This is a genomic window from Marinobacter litoralis, from assembly GCF_003336705.1.
In the GTDB taxonomy this organism is placed as follows: Bacteria; Pseudomonadota; Gammaproteobacteria; order Pseudomonadales; family Oleiphilaceae; genus Marinobacter; species Marinobacter litoralis.
The window spans coordinates 135,630-152,881 of record NZ_QMDL01000005.1 but is presented as its reverse complement, the minus strand read 5'-3'; the positions used below and the strand labels follow the sequence as shown (position 1 = coordinate 152,881).

Below are 17,252 nucleotides of genomic sequence, written 5' to 3'. Positions count from 1 at the left end.
GTTAAATCAGTTGATGGGCTGGGCGGGGTTGGCCGCCAGCCAGGCCCGGGCATGCTCGAAATCCCGGGCGATCTGTTGCCGTAACTCGTCAACAGAATCGAATTTCACTTCGTCCCGCAGGCCATGGCGGAACACAACACTCAAATGCTGGCCGTAGAGTGTGCCAGCAAAGTCGAACAGGTGCACTTCCAGCGCCGGCCGTTTCCCGTCCACGGTTGGCCGAAGGCCAATGTTTGCAATACCGTCTTGCCATTCACCCGTTTCAAGGCGGGCACGTACCACATATACACCACGCAAGGCCGGCATCCGGTTCAGCAAGATGTTCGCTGTGGGCGCACCCAGCTGGCGACCCAGCTGTCGGCCATACACCACGCGGCCGTGAATCCGGTAAGGGTGCCCCAAAAGGCGTTCCGCTTCCTCTAGGCCATTCACATTCAGAACTTTGCGAACCCGAGTGCTGCTAACCCGCTCGCCGTCAACCGTTACCGTTCGGGTATTCTCGACGGTGAAGTCGTGTTCCTGCCCTACTTGTTCCAGCAAACGGAAGTCTCCCGCTCGATCGCAACCGAAGCGGAAATCATCACCCACCACCAAATGACGCACCGCCAAGCCGTGGATCAGCACGTTCTCGATGAAATCCATGGCCGAAAAACTGCGGAAGGTGTCATCGAAACGGATGCACAGCACGATATCGATGCCTTCAGCCAACAAGGCTTCGAACTTCTGGCGGAATGGCATCAACCGGGGAGGCGCTTCGCTGCCCTGAAAAAACTCTCGCGGTTGAGGTTCAAAAAACATCACCACCGAGGGTACACCCAGCTCTACCGCTTTTTGCCGGACCTGTTCGATGATCGTTTTGTGACCCAAGTGCACACCATCAAAGTTCCCGATGGTTGCGACACAGCCACCGGCGAGCGGCGAGTCCGCTTCCGCGGACAAGCGCTTAAGATTGGTGAGGCCTCGAATCAGACGCATCTACTGCGAACCTTTACTTGCCAACTGGCTTTGGGTGCAGCCCTGTGGGACATGCACTGGTGAGAAAACGCGCGATTATACCCCAGTCGCGGGTATGGTAAAAATCGTGAAGACGCTTACTTCTGCCGGAACTGGCGAAGGCGCACCCCGCACAGCAGCAAAGTCACGAAATACGCGGCCACACCAGCCGACACGATCACCGCCATATCAGCCGTTCTTTGCAGGCCGCCGGCGGTTAGCCAATCGGCCACAGGAGCGTTCAGCCAAAGCACCACAGCGGCTAACGCCGAGTTAGCTACAGCCAACTGAATCAGGAACTTAGGCCAGCCAGACTGACTCTGCCATGCGCCATCTTTACGTAAGCCGCGCCACAAAAGGTAACCGTTCAACCAAGCCGACAAGGAGGTTGCCAAGGCCAACCCCGCATGGGCCAGGGGCACAATCAACGCCAAGTTAAACGCCATATTGGCCACCATGGCAATGATGCCAATTTTGACCGGTGTCTTGGTGTCCTGCCGGGCAAAAAAGCCAGGGGCCAGCACTTTGATCAACATAAACGCTAAAAGCCCGGCAGAATACGCCCGCAAGCTCTGGGCCGACATAGCCACATCTCGGTCCGTCACTTCGCCGTAATGGAACAGCGTGGCAATCAAAGGCTCAGCTAAGAGCGCCAACGCCACTGCGGCCGGAACCCCGATCAACAACACGGCTCTAACCGCCCAATCCAACGTGGCGGCAAACTGATCCTTCGATTCCGCCGCATGCTTGCGGGACAGGCTCGGCAGAATAACCGTCGCAATGGCAATGCCGAACACCCCTAAGGGCAATTCAGACAAGCGATCGGAATAATACAGCCAGGACACACTGCCGGTTTGCAGGAACGAAGCTAGCACGGTATCCAATAACAGGTTGATCTGACTCACCGAAACCCCAAAGAGCGCGGGCATCATCAACTTTAAGATACGGCTGACACCCTCGTGCCGATAATCCACCCGGGGCCGCGGCATCAAGCCAAGGCGCATAAGGAAAGGCAACTGGAAGAACAATTGCAAAGCGCCGGCAATAAACACACCCCAAGCCAACGCCATAACCGGCTCGCTCATCAACGGCGTGAGGAAGATGGCAGCAACAATCATCGCCAAATTCAACAGTACCGGCGTAAACGCTGGCACGGCAAAGCGGTCGTAGCTATTAAGAATGCCGCCCGCGAAGGCGGTGAGTGAGATCAGCAGAAGATAGGGAAAAGTAATGCGCAACATGTCGCTGGCCAACGCAAACTTCGCGTCATCCTCGAGAAACCCGGGCGCAAAGAGTGCGGTCAGCACGGGCGCGCCCAGCATAGCCACCAATGTGACCGCCAAAAGAACCAATCCGAGTGAGCCGGCGACAGCATCTACCAATCGCTTCACCTCGGAAATATCACCCTTTTGCCGATAGGATGACAACACCGGCACGAACGCCTGAGAGAAGGCTCCTTCTGCGAACAATCGACGCAAAAAATTCGGAATTTTGAACGCAACAAAAAAAGCATCCGCCGCAGTTCCGGCACCAAAATAACGGGCGATCACCATATCCCGAACCAACCCCAACACCCGAGACAGCATCGTCATCACCCCGACCACGCCCGAGGAGCGGAGCAATCCGGGCGGTTTAGGCGGCTCTTTCAGGGGGGACGGCGCTTGTGTTGGTTGCGGTTCCGAGGACATGTTGCGAGAATCCAAATTCAGAGTTCAGGCCTGAGCGGCGTTTCGGTATTCCACAGGGCGGGCCTAGGCGCCGCAGTATGCCCCGTGCAGCGATGCGCGAGTGTATCACAGGCCTGCAGCACGCGGGGATTACTGCACCGACAACCTTGACATTTCAAGCGTTCGGCGGCATAGTTCCGCGTCATTTATATCGACGCGCTCGTTATGGCGCGCCCGCGATCTAAACATATTCCGTTTTTATAGCAACGAATTCAGGAGTTTTACGGTGGCAAATTCCCCGCAAGCCAAAAAGCGCGCTCGTCAAAACGAGAAAAACCGCAAGCACAACGCTAGCCTGCGTTCTATGGCACGTACGTACATGAAAAAAGTTGACGCCAAGATCAAGGCCGGCAACTACGAAGAAGCCCAAGCGGCCATGAAAGAAGCCCAGCCAGTTCTGGACAGCATGGTCAACAAAGGCATCTTCGCCAAGAACAAAGTTGCTCGTCATAAGAGCCGTGTGAACGCAAAAATCAAGGCTCTGAAAACTGCCTAATTTTGCGATCATAAAAAAACCGGCTTTCTAGCCGGTTTTTTTATGCCTGAAATCCGTCAAAACCCACGTTGACGCTAGACAACCACCAGGTTGTCTCGATGAATCATTTCCTCATCGGACACATATCCCAATAGCTCAGTAATACGATCACTGGAATGACCGGCGATTGCAGCCGCTTCGTCCGCATCGTAGTTGACCAATCCGCGGGCAATTTCACGCCCAGCCAAATCCACGCACATCACCATCTCGCCGCGACGAAACTTGCCGCTTACCGCCTTAACACCCACCGGCAGCAGACTGCGCCCACCCTGGCGTAAGACCTTCACCGCACCATCATCCAGAACCAGCGTGCCACGGGTCTGCAAATGGCTGGCGATCCACTGCTTTCGAGCGGCAAGCCTGCCCTGCTCTGGCAGCAACAAGGTGCCTATTACCTCTCCGTCCCGCAAGCGATCAATCGCATTCTCGATGCGACCACCCACAATCACGGTGAACGCACCAGAGCGCGCAGCCAATCTGGACGCCCGCAACTTGGTGAGCATACCGCCACGGCCTAGCGCGCCAGCACCACCACCTGCCATCGCATCCAACTCAGGATCTTGAGCTTTACGCTCAGTGACCAGTTCAGCGTCTTCGTGCTTACGCGGATCTTTGGTGAACAAGCCCAGCTGGTCGGTAAGAATTATAAGGCCATCCGCCTCTACCAGATTCGCAACCAACGCCCCCAGCGTATCGTTATCGCCAAACCGGATTTCATCGGTAACCACCGTGTCGTTTTCATTCACGATTGGCACGACACCGTAATCCAGCAAGGTACGCAGCGTGCTGCGCCCGTTCAGGTAACGTTTGCGATCGGAAAGATCATCATGAGTCAGAAGAATTTGCGCAGTATGAATGCCGTGGCGCTTGAATTGGGCCTCCCAGGTTTGCACCAACCCCATCTGCCCAACGGCCGCCGCGGCCTGAAGCTCATGCAAGTGCTGCGGCCGCGCACTCCAGCCCAGCCGACTCATACCCTCAGCCACAGAGCCCGAAGACACGACAACAACTTCAACACCACTGCGTATCAGACCGGCAATCTGGTCAACCCACTGGCCCAGCGCGGCCACATCCAGCCCCTTACCATCGTCGGTTAGCAAAGCACTGCCAATTTTCACCACCAACCGACGGGCTTTCTTAAGCTGAATGCGTTCACTCATGACAGCAGTACTATCTCTTAGGGTTGCTTGTTATTCAGGCGCGTAAACCACTTCGACATCATCGTCGTCATCAAAGTCGTCATCGTCGTCTTCTTCACGAGAGGCCCGACGAGCATTGCGATCAGCCTCAATCTTGGCGCGCGCCTCTTCATCCATCTGGCGACGACGAGCTGCTTCCTGCTCGGCAACTTCAGGGTTTTCAGCCTCTTCCTCAGCCTGCTCTTCGATCCAGCGCATCACGGCCTGAACCAACGGCTTGGTACCTTCGCCAGTAAGCGCCGACACAACAAAGACTGGGCCTTCCCAGCCGAGCTCATCCACAATAGCCTGGCAATGCGCCTCCCGATCTTCCTCAGGCACCATATCGACCTTATTAAGCACCAACCAACGCGGGCGATTAGCCAGGGTTTCGCTGAACTTTTCCAATTCGTGCGCAATCGCTTGCACGGCTTCCACCGGAGACGAACCGTCGTAAGGCGCCACATCCACCAGGTGCAACAACAACCGGGTACGAACCAAGTGCTTCAGGAAGCGAATCCCTAAACCGGCACCTTCTGCCGCACCTTCGATCAACCCCGGAATATCCGCGATCACAAAACTCTGATGAGCCTGAACACTGACCACGCCCAAATTAGGCACCAAAGTGGTAAACGGATAATCCGCCACTTTTGGCTGCGCCGCAGACACCGAACGGATAAAGGTGGACTTACCGGCGTTGGGCATACCCAGCAGCCCCACATCAGCCAGAACCTTCAGCTCCAGGCGCAAGTTTCGAGCTTCGCCGTCAGAACCTTTACTGGTCTGGCGTGGCGCCCGGTTAATCGATGATTTAAAGCGGGTATTCCCAAGACCATGAAAACCGCCCTGAGCCACTTTCAGGCGCTGCCCTTCTTTGGTGAGATCACCCAGCACTTCATGGGTATCCATGTCCACCACCGTAGTGCCTACCGGCACCGGCAACTCCAGATCATCACCCTTGATACCGGTACAGTTCCGGCCTGAACCCGGCTGACCGTTCTGCGCTTTGTGTTTGCGCTGAAAGCGATAGTCAATCAAGGTATTCAGGTTGCCGTCTGCTACCAGATAGACGGAACCGCCATCCCCGCCGTCACCGCCGTCGGGACCACCCTTAGGAACGTATTTTTCACGCCGAAAACTCAAGCAGCCATGGCCGCCTTTTCCCGCTTCAACAATGATGGTGGCTTCGTCTACAAATTTCATACGTCAAATGCCTTTGCATAAACTAAAAAGCCCCGCAGCCTCATGGAAGCTTTGCGGGGCTCCGGATTTACCTGAGGGCTGATCAACTCAGCATATCAAGAAATCCAAGGTTCGACAGAACCGGAGGATCGCCGCTGCTTACGCAGCCGGAACGATGCTCACGAACTTACGGTTCTGCGGGCCTTTAACTTCGAACTTCACCTGACCTTCTGCTTTCGCAAAAAGGGTGTGGTCCTTGCCAAGGCCTACGTTGTTGCCAGCGTGGAAACGAGTGCCGCGCTGACGAACGATGATGCTACCTGCAGATACAGTCTCGCCGCCGTAGCGCTTGACACCAAGTCGTTTCGACTCGGAATCGCGACCGTTACGGGTACTACCTGCTGCCTTTTTATGAGCCATTACCAGCCTCCTTCTTTAAGGGGTATGTTCAGAGCTTAGCCCTGAATGCCCGTGATCTTAACTTCAGTAAACCACTGACGGTGGCCCTGACGCTTCATGGAATGCTTACGACGACGGAACTTGATGATGTTGATCTTGTCGTGACGACCGTGGCTTACCACTTCCGCAGTCACTTTAGCACCATCAACAACTGGAGCACCGACTTTAACGTCGTCGCCATTGGCTACCAGCAGAACACGATCAAACTCAACAGAGCCGCCGGTTTCAACTTCGAGCTTTTCCAGCTTCAGTGTTTCGCCTTCTTTTACACGGTGCTGCTTGCCACCGCTAACAATAACTGCGTACATTTTCTGTCTCCGCGATTGACCCATCCCTGCTCTTATCCACCTGGTTCTAAGGGAAGCGCTTTGGCAACCCTATTGCAGGGAGCGCAGGTTGGGATGAGTTGGGCGCGTGATTGTACGAAAAGCCGCCGACCAATACAAGGGAGTTTACGACTCAAGTTGACACTCTAGGCAGCAATACCTAGCATTGCCGCGTCCTGCCCGAAAACTCAACGAACATACCAGTAAGGGACTTATCAGCCCCATGACAGCCCAGCGCATCCATGACACCGTAGCGGAAGACTTCAGCCGCGTGAACGATCTTATTATCCAGCGGCTTGCCTCGGATGTCCCGATGGTCGAGAAAATCGCCCAATACATCATCGAGAGCGGCGGTAAACGCTTGAGACCATTACTGGTTTTGCTTTCCAGCCAGGCTTCGGGCTATAGCGAGGATGATCACCTTAAACTGGCGGCCGTCATTGAATTCCTGCACACCGCTACGCTTCTGCACGATGACGTTGTCGATACCTCCGACATGCGCCGAGGCCGCAGCACGGCCAACGCAAAATGGGGCAACGCACCGAGTGTTCTGGTAGGGGATTTCCTCTACGCCCGCGCATTCGAGATGATGGTAGAGCTGCAAAGCCTTCCTATCATGAACGTTCTGTCTCACGCCACGGCTGTGATTGCCGAAGGCGAAGTGATGCAGCTAATGAATGTGAAGAACCCGGACCTGACCGAAGACCAGTATATGGTCGTCATTCACAACAAAACCGCGATGTTGTTTGAAGCATCATCCCATACGGGTGCCCTGCTTGCAGGCGCGAATGCGGAACAAGAAAACGCCCTGAAAGACTACGGCAAGCATCTGGGGCTGGCATTCCAGCTGGTTGATGACGTACTCGATTATCAGGGGGACGCCGAAGCCATGGGGAAAAATGTGGGCGATGACCTGGCCGAAGGCAAAACCACACTACCCCTCATCTACGCGATGGAGAACAGCAGCGACGACGAGCGCCAACTCATCCGACAGGCCATTCGTAAAGGCGGTTTGGACGACCTCCCCAAAGTTTTAAACATCGTGAAGGCTTCCGGTGCCATTGAATACACCATGAACAAAGCGCGTGAAGAAGCTGCAACCGCGCGTAAACTGCTCGCTTGCTTGCCGGAATCGACGTATCGTGAAGCACTGGAATTACTCACAGAAGCCGCCGTTGCTCGCGTGAGCTGACAGACACCAAGCCCCAGAACTGGCCGGAAAGCATGACAAACCAAGGCCTTCGGGCCAACCGGGGATCATGCGCTCTACGCTATACTGCCTCCACCCGGTTACATAGTCGCTATAGGGAGCCCTCTGCATGCACCAGCTGTCTGAACTGGACGCATCGTTTCTGTACCTGGAATCGGAAACCACGCCGATGCACATTGGAGGCGTTTATCTTTTTGATGCCAGCGGCCTGGAAACTCCCGTCTCCTACGCGACTTTCATCAAGTACATATGCAGCCGACTGCACGTTGCTCCGATGTTTCGGCAGAAACTCAAAGAGATTCCGCTTCGGCTCGGCCGCCCCTACTGGGTAGACGATTCCGAATTCAGCATTGAACGCCATCTGGCTTACGTATCCCTTGGCGAACGCGGCAAAAAAACCTGCGTTAATGCCCTTGCCGCAAAGATTCTGGAAGAACCGCTCAAACGGGACCGCCCTCTTTGGCACATTACCTTTGTAGACGGCTTCAAACTGGACACACCAGAGGGAGACAAAGACGGCTTCGCCCTGATCGTCAAGCTGCACCACGCCTCAATCGATGCTTTCAGCGGCGAGGAAATCATGGGCAAGTTGCTGGAATATTCTCCGGTGCCCAGAGCCATTAACCCGCCGCGCCCTTGGCAACCCCGAACAGAGCCCTCAGAAGAACGCGTTTTTCTGCAGGCGGGGGCAAATATGCTGAAAGCACCCATGCAGTTTGCTTCGCTGGCCTACAATACCGCCGAAGCGGCCGCTCGTGGACTCATTCAAAAACAGATTCACAAGCTTCCGCTGCCAGCATCGCTCTTTACTGCCCCTCACTGCCCGTTCAACCGACAGATCACCGGCAATAGGTCTATTGTCTCTGCCAGCGTAGAACTGGCCAGGCTAAAAACCATCAAAGCACAGCTGGGCGATGTCACATTGAACGATGTGGTGCTTGGCATCTGTGCGGAAGCACTGAACAGGTACCTGATCACCCAAGGCACGAAAACCACCACACCTTTGGTGGCAATGACCCCGATTTCAGTTCGGTCCAGCAGCCTGCGACGCGCCACCGGTAATCAAATGTCTGCGATGTTGTTAAATCTCGCGACAAACGAAACCGACCCGGCCCTCAGGATCCGCCACATTCACCGCAATGCCGTTGAAACCGAGCCTTATCGGGAAGCCATCGCTGCTGACCGCTTAACAGAACTATTGCCATCCACATTGCTGGCGCTATCCGCACGGCTGTATTCGGAACTTCGAGTTGCCCGCAACTACCAACCGCTGTTCAACCTGCCGATAACCAACGTACCCGGGCCGCAAGTGCCCATGTACCTGCAAGGCGCAAAGCTGGTGCAGCAATACAACACCGCCCCCCTGTTCGACAGCATGGGGCTCGTTATTGTTGCGGTCAGTTATGAGGGGATGGTGACGCTCAACTTCACTCTATGTCCGGATGTGGTGCGCGATGGCGAGAGTCTGGAAGGCTTGGTACACGACAGTCTTGATGCCATTGAAAGGCGGGCGGAAGCCGCTGGAGAAGCGGTTATTGACCAGCCCGGGGACGCAAGCCCGAAATCCTTATCGAACGAAATTTATAATTACCTTGAAGGCTTGTTAAAAAAGCGTCCTCTCCGTTTTTGGCGCTAGCCCATTTGGCTAGCGCCAACACGATAATTATTCGAACGCCCAGCGAAGGAAGGTTTTCTTCTCCTCGTCTGTCGCTTCACCCCACAAACGCTTCATGTTCTCGAGCGTATTGCCAGCCTCGCCATCGTAGCCACTCTCCCCTCCGACAAACACTGGAGTGCGATTGTCAGCCGGACCTTTCCAGACAGCTGCCTCAGCCACTGCGTCGCCATCCGTATTCACAATGGTTGCAGAGAAGTTTTTGCTAAAAGCTTCAGCTGCACGGCGACTTTCCGGCTTCTCAACCGCGAACTGATAAGTGGCACCGGGCTCGGCATCAAACCGAACCACTTGCGGCTCGGTTTCGATGACATGAACTTTTGATTCGCCATCTTCAACAATGCCCGACTTTGCCCAAATGGTCTTATAGGTGAACACCACCTCATTGCCACCCGGCAGCAGGCCGTAATCCAACGCCAGATCATCCATGAGGAAGCTCGTCATGGACTTGCCATTAACCTCGCTCACCTGAATGGTTCCGGGTGCTTTTAACACGGCAGGCTCGGTCGCGGCCGGCAAACTGCCTTCCCAAGTATCGACTCTGGACAAGGAAGATGCACACCCTGCGACCAGCACGGTCAAAAAAGCCAGCACTAATTTGTAAAAACCACCAACGTGACACATACTCATTTACACATCCTTTTTGAGAAAAAATTTGAATTTGGTCGTATTTGGGCTAATTCTAAATAGGATACGCCAAACACTTTGATGCCCGAACCCCCACATCGCAGAAGGAGGATATATGGATACTCAACAGCGGGCTGGCGAAAAATCTCCCCCTCCCTTTCGGAGCAGCCGCTTCTTCTGCGTCGGGAGTAAATGGTACTTCACTACCCGCGAAGGGTTCGACAGCGGCCCCTTTGCTTCAAAAGAGCGTGCCGAGATTGGCCTGAAGCGCTTTCTTCACGTCGTTAAGCTGTTGCCCGAAGAACAACTTCACTAACAACGCGCCCCTTCCGGTTCTTGCCTAATGCCCCTCACACCATGAAAGGCATTATCCAGTGGTCAATTGCGGCAAGGCACCCCAGTGCCATAAAACCCGCAACCACATCATCAAACATAATACCCAGCCCACCGGGCATACGCGCATCTAACCAACTGATTGGCCAAGGTTTGAGCACATCAAACAGCCGGAACAGCATGAACGCCATCAGTACACCGTATATCTGATCCGGAAACAAACCGAGAGCGATCCACATACCTACGAACTCGTCCCAGACGATGCCGCCATGATCGTGGACCTTCAAATCTTCGGCGGTTTTTCCGCATAACCAGATACCAACAACAAACGCCCCTAGAACAACCAGCCAGTAGGCAACCGGCGGCATCCAAGCAATGCCATACCACAACGGAATGGCGGCAAGACTTCCCCAGGTGCCGGGTGCCTTTGGTGCTGCGCCACTGCCAAAACCGAAAGCCAGCAAATGCACAGGATTGCGCAAAAAGCCCGGCGGCAAAATGGCCTTCACGTTATCTGGCTCTTGCATCACGTTATTGTCCGTCAAACAGACCTCCCAAAATGATCATACCCCTGACGGGAGCCAATATTTTCAGCATTTTTCACCCTTAAACCGGCCTCAGAATGTATACGGCCAATAGTGATTAGCTGGTTCCGAACATGCAAATCCAGCGCTGACAGCTGGTCATCCGCCATCGTCAGACACAACTGATAGTCGTCGCCCGCGCTTAGAGCATAGCTTAGTGCCTCATTCCCCTTCAGTGCTACCAAAGCGGGCGACAATGGAATTTTGTCAGCATCGAGTTCAGCACCGACTCCGGACGCATCCAGAATATGCTGCAAGTCAGAAAGCAAGCCATCAGAAATATCGATCGCCGCTGAGGCTTTACCGACCAAGGCAGCCCCTAACTGCAACCGGGGTTCGGGATAGTGGTAACGCGCAAGCACTGCCTGCTGGTCGTCTGTAGGCGCTGCAGTCTCCAGGAAGTCCAGAGCAGCACCCGCGTCGCCTAACGGCCCGGTAACGCACACAAGATCCCCTGCGCGTGCACCAGAGCGTTGCAGGGCCAACCCTTCCTGAACCGTACCATGCACTTGAAGTGTAATCGTCAGCGGGCCGCGTGTCGTGTCGCCACCGGCCAGAGCGATATCAAAAGCGGCACTGGCCCGGGCCAAGCCTCGGGAATAGCCTGCCAGCCACTCAGGTTCCGCGCGTGGAAGTGATAGCGCCAAGGTAAAGCAGACAGGATCCGCTCCCATAGCCGCCAAATCACTAACAGCCACCGCTAACGAGCGCCAACCAAGATATTCAGGGGGATAGTTCGGAGGGAAATGGACACCCTCTACGAGGGTATCCACTGAAAACACCAAATCCCGGCCCGGTGGAACGCGCTGAATGGCACAATCATCACCGGGACCAAGAATGAGCTGCCCTTGCCGTGCGCTATCAGCCATCGGCTGAAAATACTGACGGATCAGCTCAAATTCACCCATGAATCAGCGTGGACGGGTTTCGGCCAACCGCAGGCGACGGCTGAGCTTGTCCAGAATACTGTTCACGAACTTATGACCTTCTGTGCCGCCGAAGCGCTTGGCCATTTCGACACCTTCGTTGATCACCACCTTGTAAGGCACATCAATACGGTGCTTCAGCTCATAGGCACCCAAGCGAACGATAGCCAACTCAACCGCGTCCACCTCTTTCATGGGGCGGTCCAGGAACGGTTCCAGCAGGCGATCCAGCTCGGCCTGCTCGCGGTGAACACCTCTCAAAACGTCCCGGAAATACATGATATCCACTTTGCTCATGTCGTTATCGACCATGAACTCGGCTTCAATATCCGAAATAGGGGTTTTGCTGAAATGCCGCTGGTACAACCCCTGCATTGCTAGCGCCCGGGCACGACGACGGTCGCCGGCTTTGGGCTTACTCGTATTCCCCGGTTGGGGACTGCTATCGCCTGCTTCGCTCATTACTCACCCAACTTCTTGAACAAACTGACCATTTCCAGGGCAGTAATTGCTGCTTCCGCGCCTTTGTTGCCAGCCTTCGTTCCTGAACGCTCAATTGCCTGCTCGATGGAATCAACGGTCAGCACACCAAAAGTCACTGGCACGTCGGTTTCCAGGCTGACAGCACCCAAGCCACTGGATGCTTCACCCGCCACATACTCAAAGTGCGGCGTACCACCACGGATCACCGCACCCAGCGCGATAATGGCATCGTAGTCAGAGGTTTCTGCTACGCGCTTAACGGCAAGCGGCATCTCGTAAGCACCTGGTACGCGAATCACGGTGATATCGCTCTCGGCAATGCCGTGACGACGCAGAGTGTCGATCGCGCCTTCCACCAGACTTTCAACCACAAAACCGTTAAAGCGGCCAACCACCAGCGCGTAACGTCCGCTGCAGTGGGTAAAATCACCTTCAATTACTTTGATGTCTGCCATCTCGGGCTCCTTCTCGGGCTGCAACGCATTCAAGCGGCAACCAGGTTTATCATTCGGGGGTATAAGGTACGTATTCCACAACTTCCAGGTCGAAACCGGAGATAGCCGAGAATTTTACGGGCGGGCTCAGCAAACGCATTTTGCCTACGCCAATGTCGCGCAGAATCTGAGAGCCCGTACCTACGGTAAAGTACACGCCGGAGCTGCCTTTGCCTGAAGACCCGCGGCCTTCATCAAAAAACTCCTGCATACGATCTTCCAGATTACGGCTGTCTTCTGCGCTGTTCAGAAGCACGACCACGCCTTTGCCTTCATTGGCAACCTTCTCCAGCGCATGGTGCAGAGGCCAGCTTCGGGAATCCTTGCGGCGGGCGCCCAACAGGTCACGCAGGGTGTCCGTGATATGAACGCGAACGTGCACCGGCTCCTCGGAGCTAATGTCACCCATCACCATCGCGAGGTGAGTTGATCCCTGAATATTGTCCCGGTAGGTGCGCAATTTAAAGACACCGTATTCGGTATCCAGATCATTCTCTTCCACGCACTCGACGGTTTTTTCATTCATGGTGCGGTAGTGGATCAGATCGGCAATGGTGCCAATCTTCAGATCATGCTCTTCCGCAAACTTCTCGAGGTCTTCACGACGGGCCATTGAGCCATCGTCGTTCATGATTTCGCAGATGACACCCGCGGGCTCACAACCTGCCAGAGATGCCAAATCACAGGACGCTTCGGTATGTCCGGCCCGGCTCAAAACACCGCCCGGATCAGACATCAACGGAAAGATGTGCCCCGGCTGCACCAGATCCGATGCTTTCGCATCGCGCGCCACGGCGGCCTGAACGGTACGTGCACGATCTGCTGCAGAAATACCTGTGGTCACACCTTCACGGGCTTCAATTGACAAGGTGAACTTGGTACCAAAACCAGACGCATTCTGCTGAACCATCAACGGCAAGCCCAGTTGCTCACACCGCTGCCGGGTCATTGGCATACAAATAAGGCCACGGCCAAAACGCGCCATGAAGTTGATCGCTTCCGGCGTGCAATGTTCTGCAGCCATCACCAGATCACCCTCGTTTTCGCGGTCTTCGTCATCCATCAGGATGACCATCTTTCCCTGTCGAATATCTTCGATGATGTCTTCAATGCTGTTCAGTGCCATACGCTTCTGCACCCTGTCACCCCCGGCTATTCGCAATGACAACCAAGAGGAATGAATTGAATGATTAACTGCGAGCGAGGATCAACCGTTGATCTTCACCCACCTGACGGCGATCCAGCACCTTCCATTGCACTTTGTCTGCCATAACTTCTATGGGTAGATGAGCTGTTGGCCGTCCCGTACTCCCTAAAAACACCGGGGCCTGGTACAACCAGAGCTCATCCACTAAATTCTCGTTGATAAAGGTACCCGCCAACGTTGGCCCGGCCTCTACCAGTAATTCATTAATGCCTTTCTCTCCGAGGGCGTCCAGTAGTTCGACCACGTCCACCCCGTTATCTCTCCAGGCGACACCGGCAATACTCACGCCCAGCGCGGCCAGATCCTGTGCAGGTGCCGTTGGTCGAGTGGAACTGGCGCAGAACACCTGAACATTGCCGCCTCGAAGAATACGGGCTGAGGTTGGCGTTCGCGCGTCACGATCAGCAATCACTCTTAGCGGCTGGCGCGAAGGTGCCGCAGCATCCCCCAAATCGCCCATATCATCCAGGCGCACGGTCAAAGACGGGTCATCCGCCAATACTGTGCCCACACCCGTGAGAATAGCATCGCTCATGGCCCGCAGGCGTTGCACATCGCGACGCGCCTCAGGACCCGTAATCCACTGACTTTCGCCCGATGCCATGGCTGTTCGACCATCCAGGCTGGCCGCCATTTTCAATCGTACCCACGGCCGGCCGGTATTCATCCGTTTCATAAAACCCGGGTTCAGGCGCGCGGCTTCTTCACTCAGCACACCTTCGGTTACCCTGATGCCCGCATCGCGCAGCATATCAAGCCCCCGGCCAGAAACCGTCGGATTTGGATCTTTCGTTGCCACGAACACTTGGGCTACACCCGCCTCCATCAACGCCTTCGCGCATGGCGGTGTCCGGCCATAATGACTGCACGGCTCCAAGGTCACGTAGGCCGTTGCGCCTCGTGCTTCCTGCCCGGCCTGGCTCAATGCATGCACTTCGGCGTGCGCCTCACCGGCCCGCTCGTGCCAGCCTTCACCCACGATACGATTGCCTCTGGCAATCACGCATCCCACACGTGGATTAGGGTGAGTGGAGTAACGACCACGCCAAGCCAACTGGATAGCCCGTGCCATCATTGCCCTGTCGCGGTCTGAAATCATACCTTACCTTTCCCTGTAGGGGTTTCGGCCAACGCACGCGCCACATCTGCGGCATCGCCGTTGCCTTGGGACAATCGTTCAATCTCTTCTTTGAACTCGTTGATGTCCTGAAAACTGCGATAGACCGAGGCAAAACGAACGTACGCTACTTTATCCAGCTGGCGTAGTTCGGTCATCACCTCTTCGCCCAACTGCATCGATTTCACTTCACGCTCGCCCGTCGCTCTCAGGCGGTACTTGATTCGGTTAAGCGCCGCTTCGATCGACTCAATACTAACCGGTCGTTTTTCCAGAGCTTTCATCAAACCGGCCCGCAACTTTTCTTCATCGAAAGGCTGCCGGGTCCCGTCTTGCTTGACCACACGCGGCATTACCAACTCCGCCGTTTCAAACGTGGTAAACCGCTCGTGGCAGGACAAGCACTCCCTGCGGCGGCGCACCTGATCGCCTTCGGCCACCAGACGCGAATCAATCACCTTGGTATCGGCTTCACCACAGAAAGGACAATGCATAGTTCAAACGCTCCGGGAAAAAGAGCCCGAGTACCCGTCAAGGGCTCTCGGGCGACTCACACAGTGCAACTCAGGCGTAAACCGGGAAACGCGCGCATACCGCTTCAACCTGCTCGCGCACACGGTTGATGGTTGCTTCGTCTTCAAGGTTGTCGAGGATGTCGCACATCCAGCCGGCGAGATCACGACACTCTTGCTCACCGAAACCACGAGTGGTCACAGCCGGAGTACCCACACGCAAACCAGAGGTTACGAACGGCGAACGAGGATCATTCGGAACCGCGTTCTTGTTCACAGTGATGTGAGCACGGCCCAGAGCCGCATCCGCATCTTTACCGGTGATGTCCTGCTTGATCAGGCTAACCAGGAACAAGTGGTTCTTGGTGCCGCCGGAGATCACATCGTAACCGCGCTCAATGAACACATCGGCCATCGCTACAGCGTTCTTCACAACCTGCTGCTGGTAAGCTTTAAATTCGTCGCTCATGGCTTCTTTGAAGCAGATGGCCTTAGCGGCAATCACGTGCATCAAAGGCCCACCCTGACCACCCGGGAATACGGCCGAGTTCAGTTTCTTCTGCAGGGCTTCGTCGTCACAGGCCAGAATCAGGCCGCCACGAGGGCCGCGCAGAGTCTTGTGAGTGGTGGTGGTCACTACGTGAGCGTGAGGAACCGGGTCCGGGTATACGCCTGCTGCTACCAAGCCAGCTACGTGCGCCATATCGACAAACAGGTATGCGCCTACTTTGTCTGCGATCTCACGGAAGCGGGCAAAGTCCAGTTCCTGAGAGTAGGCAGAGAAGCCAGCAATGATCATCTTCGGCTTGTGCTCAACCGCCAGAGCTTCCACTTCATCGTAATCGATCAGGCCAGTTTCCGGATTCAGGCCGTACTGTACGGCATTGTAGATCTTACCGGAGAAGTTCACGCTGGCACCGTGAGTCAGGTGACCACCGTGGGCCAGGCTCATGCCCAAAACGGTATCGCCCGGCTGTACCAGTGCCATGAACACGGCAGAGTTGGCCTGAGAACCAGAGTGCGGTTGTACGTTGGCATAAGCAGCACCGAACAGTTCTTTGGCGCGATCAATCGCCAGCTGCTCAGCCACGTCCACAAACTCACAACCACCATAGTAACGCTTACCGGGGTAACCTTCGGCGTACTTGTTGGTCAGCACACTGCCCTGAGCTTCCATCACCCGAGGGCTGGTGTAGTTTTCGGACGCGATCAGTTCGATGTGCGCTTCCTGACGCTTTTCTTCCGCCTGCATGGCGTTCAACAGTTCGTCATCGAAACCGGCGATTTTCATATCACGATTAAACATGGAGTGCTGCCCCTGTCTGAATGGCTGGTCCGGCTTACCCTTGTGTATGCCGCAACCCCTGAAAAATTGGGCCGTCATTCTATCTCGAATGCGGGTCAAAAATCATCCTTTATACCGTCCGCAGATACCGACACGCCGGCAATCCAGGTTTCCACTCAATTGCTATCACTCAACGCTTTAGATACCTTACGTGGTTATTGTTCTCAGGTACCGACGTCCGTGGTATCGGCCTTCGGGGAGAGCGATCCGGGATGCGCTGTGAATACGTCCCAGTACGCTCGACAAAATCATCCCTGATTTTGACGATCCCGGATCGCTCTCCCCGAAGTCCTCGATCAGTCGCCTGACGTGCTTTCATTTTTCAAGCTACTGTTTGTT

19 protein-coding genes are annotated in these 17,252 nt (G+C 55.2%); 4 read left to right on the top strand and 15 right to left on the bottom strand.

Annotation, left to right across the window (positions count from 1 at the left end):
- Positions 1-6 precede the first annotated feature (6 nt).
- Together ribF and murJ are read right to left on the bottom strand one after the other, a co-directional pair.
- Positions 7-975, bottom strand: a complete 969-nt coding sequence (gene ribF / locus DOQ08_RS15530) for a bifunctional riboflavin kinase/FAD synthetase (RefSeq protein WP_114335899.1) — start codon at positions 973-975, stop codon at positions 7-9.
- 116 nt (positions 976-1,091) lie between these two features.
- Positions 1,092-2,681: a murein biosynthesis integral membrane protein MurJ gene (gene murJ, locus DOQ08_RS15525; protein ID WP_114335898.1), complete on the bottom strand. Its 1,590-nt coding sequence runs from the start codon at positions 2,679-2,681 to the stop codon at positions 1,092-1,094.
- 265 nt (positions 2,682-2,946) lie between these two features.
- Here murJ and rpsT point away from each other — a divergent pair, with 265 nt between their 5' ends.
- The gene (gene rpsT / locus DOQ08_RS15520) at positions 2,947-3,216 is read left to right on the top strand and encodes a 30S ribosomal protein S20 (RefSeq protein WP_114335897.1); all 270 of its coding nucleotides are present in this window, start codon (positions 2,947-2,949) and stop codon (positions 3,214-3,216) included.
- A gap of 74 nt (positions 3,217-3,290) precedes the next feature.
- Here rpsT and proB read toward each other — a convergent pair whose 3' ends face one another.
- The 4 genes from proB to rplU form a co-directional block, all read right to left on the bottom strand.
- Positions 3,291-4,415, bottom strand: a complete 1,125-nt coding sequence (proB, locus tag DOQ08_RS15515) for a glutamate 5-kinase (RefSeq protein WP_114335896.1) — start codon at positions 4,413-4,415, stop codon at positions 3,291-3,293.
- Between the two features lie 30 nt (positions 4,416-4,445).
- Positions 4,446-5,636, bottom strand: a complete 1,191-nt coding sequence (gene cgtA, locus DOQ08_RS15510; RefSeq protein ID WP_114335895.1) for an Obg family GTPase CgtA — start codon at positions 5,634-5,636, stop codon at positions 4,446-4,448.
- A gap of 138 nt (positions 5,637-5,774) precedes the next feature.
- Positions 5,775-6,035 (bottom strand): 50S ribosomal protein L27, encoded by a 261-nt coding sequence (gene rpmA, locus DOQ08_RS15505; RefSeq protein WP_114335894.1) that lies wholly within the window; start codon positions 6,033-6,035, stop codon positions 5,775-5,777.
- 35 nt (positions 6,036-6,070) lie between these two features.
- The gene (gene rplU / locus DOQ08_RS15500; RefSeq protein ID WP_114335893.1) at positions 6,071-6,382 is read right to left on the bottom strand and encodes a 50S ribosomal protein L21; all 312 of its coding nucleotides are present in this window, start codon (positions 6,380-6,382) and stop codon (positions 6,071-6,073) included.
- 241 nt (positions 6,383-6,623) lie between these two features.
- Here rplU and ispB point away from each other — a divergent pair, with 241 nt between their 5' ends.
- Together ispB and DOQ08_RS15490 are read left to right on the top strand one after the other, a co-directional pair.
- Positions 6,624-7,592: an octaprenyl diphosphate synthase gene (gene ispB, locus DOQ08_RS15495; protein ID WP_114335892.1), complete on the top strand. Its 969-nt coding sequence runs from the start codon at positions 6,624-6,626 to the stop codon at positions 7,590-7,592.
- Positions 7,593-7,719: 127 nt separating this feature from the next.
- The gene (locus DOQ08_RS15490) at positions 7,720-9,246 is read left to right on the top strand and encodes a WS/DGAT/MGAT family O-acyltransferase (protein WP_114335891.1); all 1,527 of its coding nucleotides are present in this window, start codon (positions 7,720-7,722) and stop codon (positions 9,244-9,246) included.
- Between the two features lie 27 nt (positions 9,247-9,273).
- Here DOQ08_RS15490 and DOQ08_RS15485 read toward each other — a convergent pair whose 3' ends face one another.
- Complete coding sequence (locus tag DOQ08_RS15485) at positions 9,274-9,915, bottom strand: DUF2057 family protein (RefSeq protein ID WP_114335890.1); 642 nt, start codon at positions 9,913-9,915, stop codon at positions 9,274-9,276.
- A gap of 112 nt (positions 9,916-10,027) precedes the next feature.
- On the opposite strand from DOQ08_RS15485, the gene DOQ08_RS15480 reads away from it, so the two are divergent.
- Complete coding sequence (locus DOQ08_RS15480; RefSeq protein ID WP_114335889.1) at positions 10,028-10,228, top strand: DUF6316 family protein; 201 nt, start codon at positions 10,028-10,030, stop codon at positions 10,226-10,228.
- A gap of 34 nt (positions 10,229-10,262) precedes the next feature.
- Here DOQ08_RS15480 and DOQ08_RS15475 read toward each other — a convergent pair whose 3' ends face one another.
- The 8 genes from DOQ08_RS15475 to glyA all read right to left on the bottom strand — a co-directional run bounded on the left by DOQ08_RS15475 (position 10,263) and on the right by glyA (position 16,874).
- On the bottom strand, positions 10,263-10,772 hold the full coding sequence (locus DOQ08_RS15475; protein WP_114335888.1) for a phosphatidylglycerophosphatase A family protein: 510 nt from the start codon (positions 10,770-10,772) through the stop codon (positions 10,263-10,265).
- Between the two features lie 14 nt (positions 10,773-10,786).
- A complete protein-coding gene (gene thiL, locus DOQ08_RS15470) occupies positions 10,787-11,737 on the bottom strand; it encodes a thiamine-phosphate kinase (RefSeq protein ID WP_114335887.1) in 951 nt (316 codons plus the stop codon).
- A gap of 3 nt (positions 11,738-11,740) precedes the next feature.
- A complete protein-coding gene (gene nusB / locus DOQ08_RS15465; protein WP_114335886.1) occupies positions 11,741-12,217 on the bottom strand; it encodes a transcription antitermination factor NusB in 477 nt (158 codons plus the stop codon).
- Positions 12,217-12,693, bottom strand: coding sequence for a 6,7-dimethyl-8-ribityllumazine synthase (ribH, locus tag DOQ08_RS15460; RefSeq protein WP_114335885.1), 477 nt, complete (start codon positions 12,691-12,693; stop codon positions 12,217-12,219). The genes nusB and ribH overlap by 1 nt, the downstream gene beginning before the upstream one ends.
- A 49-nt stretch (positions 12,694-12,742) precedes the next feature.
- Entirely contained in the window at positions 12,743-13,858 is a 1,116-nt protein-coding gene (gene ribBA, locus DOQ08_RS15455) for a bifunctional 3,4-dihydroxy-2-butanone-4-phosphate synthase/GTP cyclohydrolase II (protein ID WP_114335884.1), read from the bottom strand.
- Between the two features lie 64 nt (positions 13,859-13,922).
- A complete protein-coding gene (gene ribD, locus DOQ08_RS15450) occupies positions 13,923-15,038 on the bottom strand; it encodes a bifunctional diaminohydroxyphosphoribosylaminopyrimidine deaminase/5-amino-6-(5-phosphoribosylamino)uracil reductase RibD (RefSeq protein ID WP_114335883.1) in 1,116 nt (371 codons plus the stop codon).
- Entirely contained in the window at positions 15,035-15,550 is a 516-nt protein-coding gene (gene nrdR / locus DOQ08_RS15445; RefSeq protein WP_114335882.1) for a transcriptional regulator NrdR, read from the bottom strand. The genes ribD and nrdR overlap by 4 nt, the downstream gene beginning before the upstream one ends.
- Before the next feature lie 70 nt (positions 15,551-15,620).
- Complete coding sequence (gene glyA, locus DOQ08_RS15440; protein ID WP_114335881.1) at positions 15,621-16,874, bottom strand: serine hydroxymethyltransferase; 1,254 nt, start codon at positions 16,872-16,874, stop codon at positions 15,621-15,623.
- Positions 16,875-17,252: the final 378 nt, after the last annotated feature.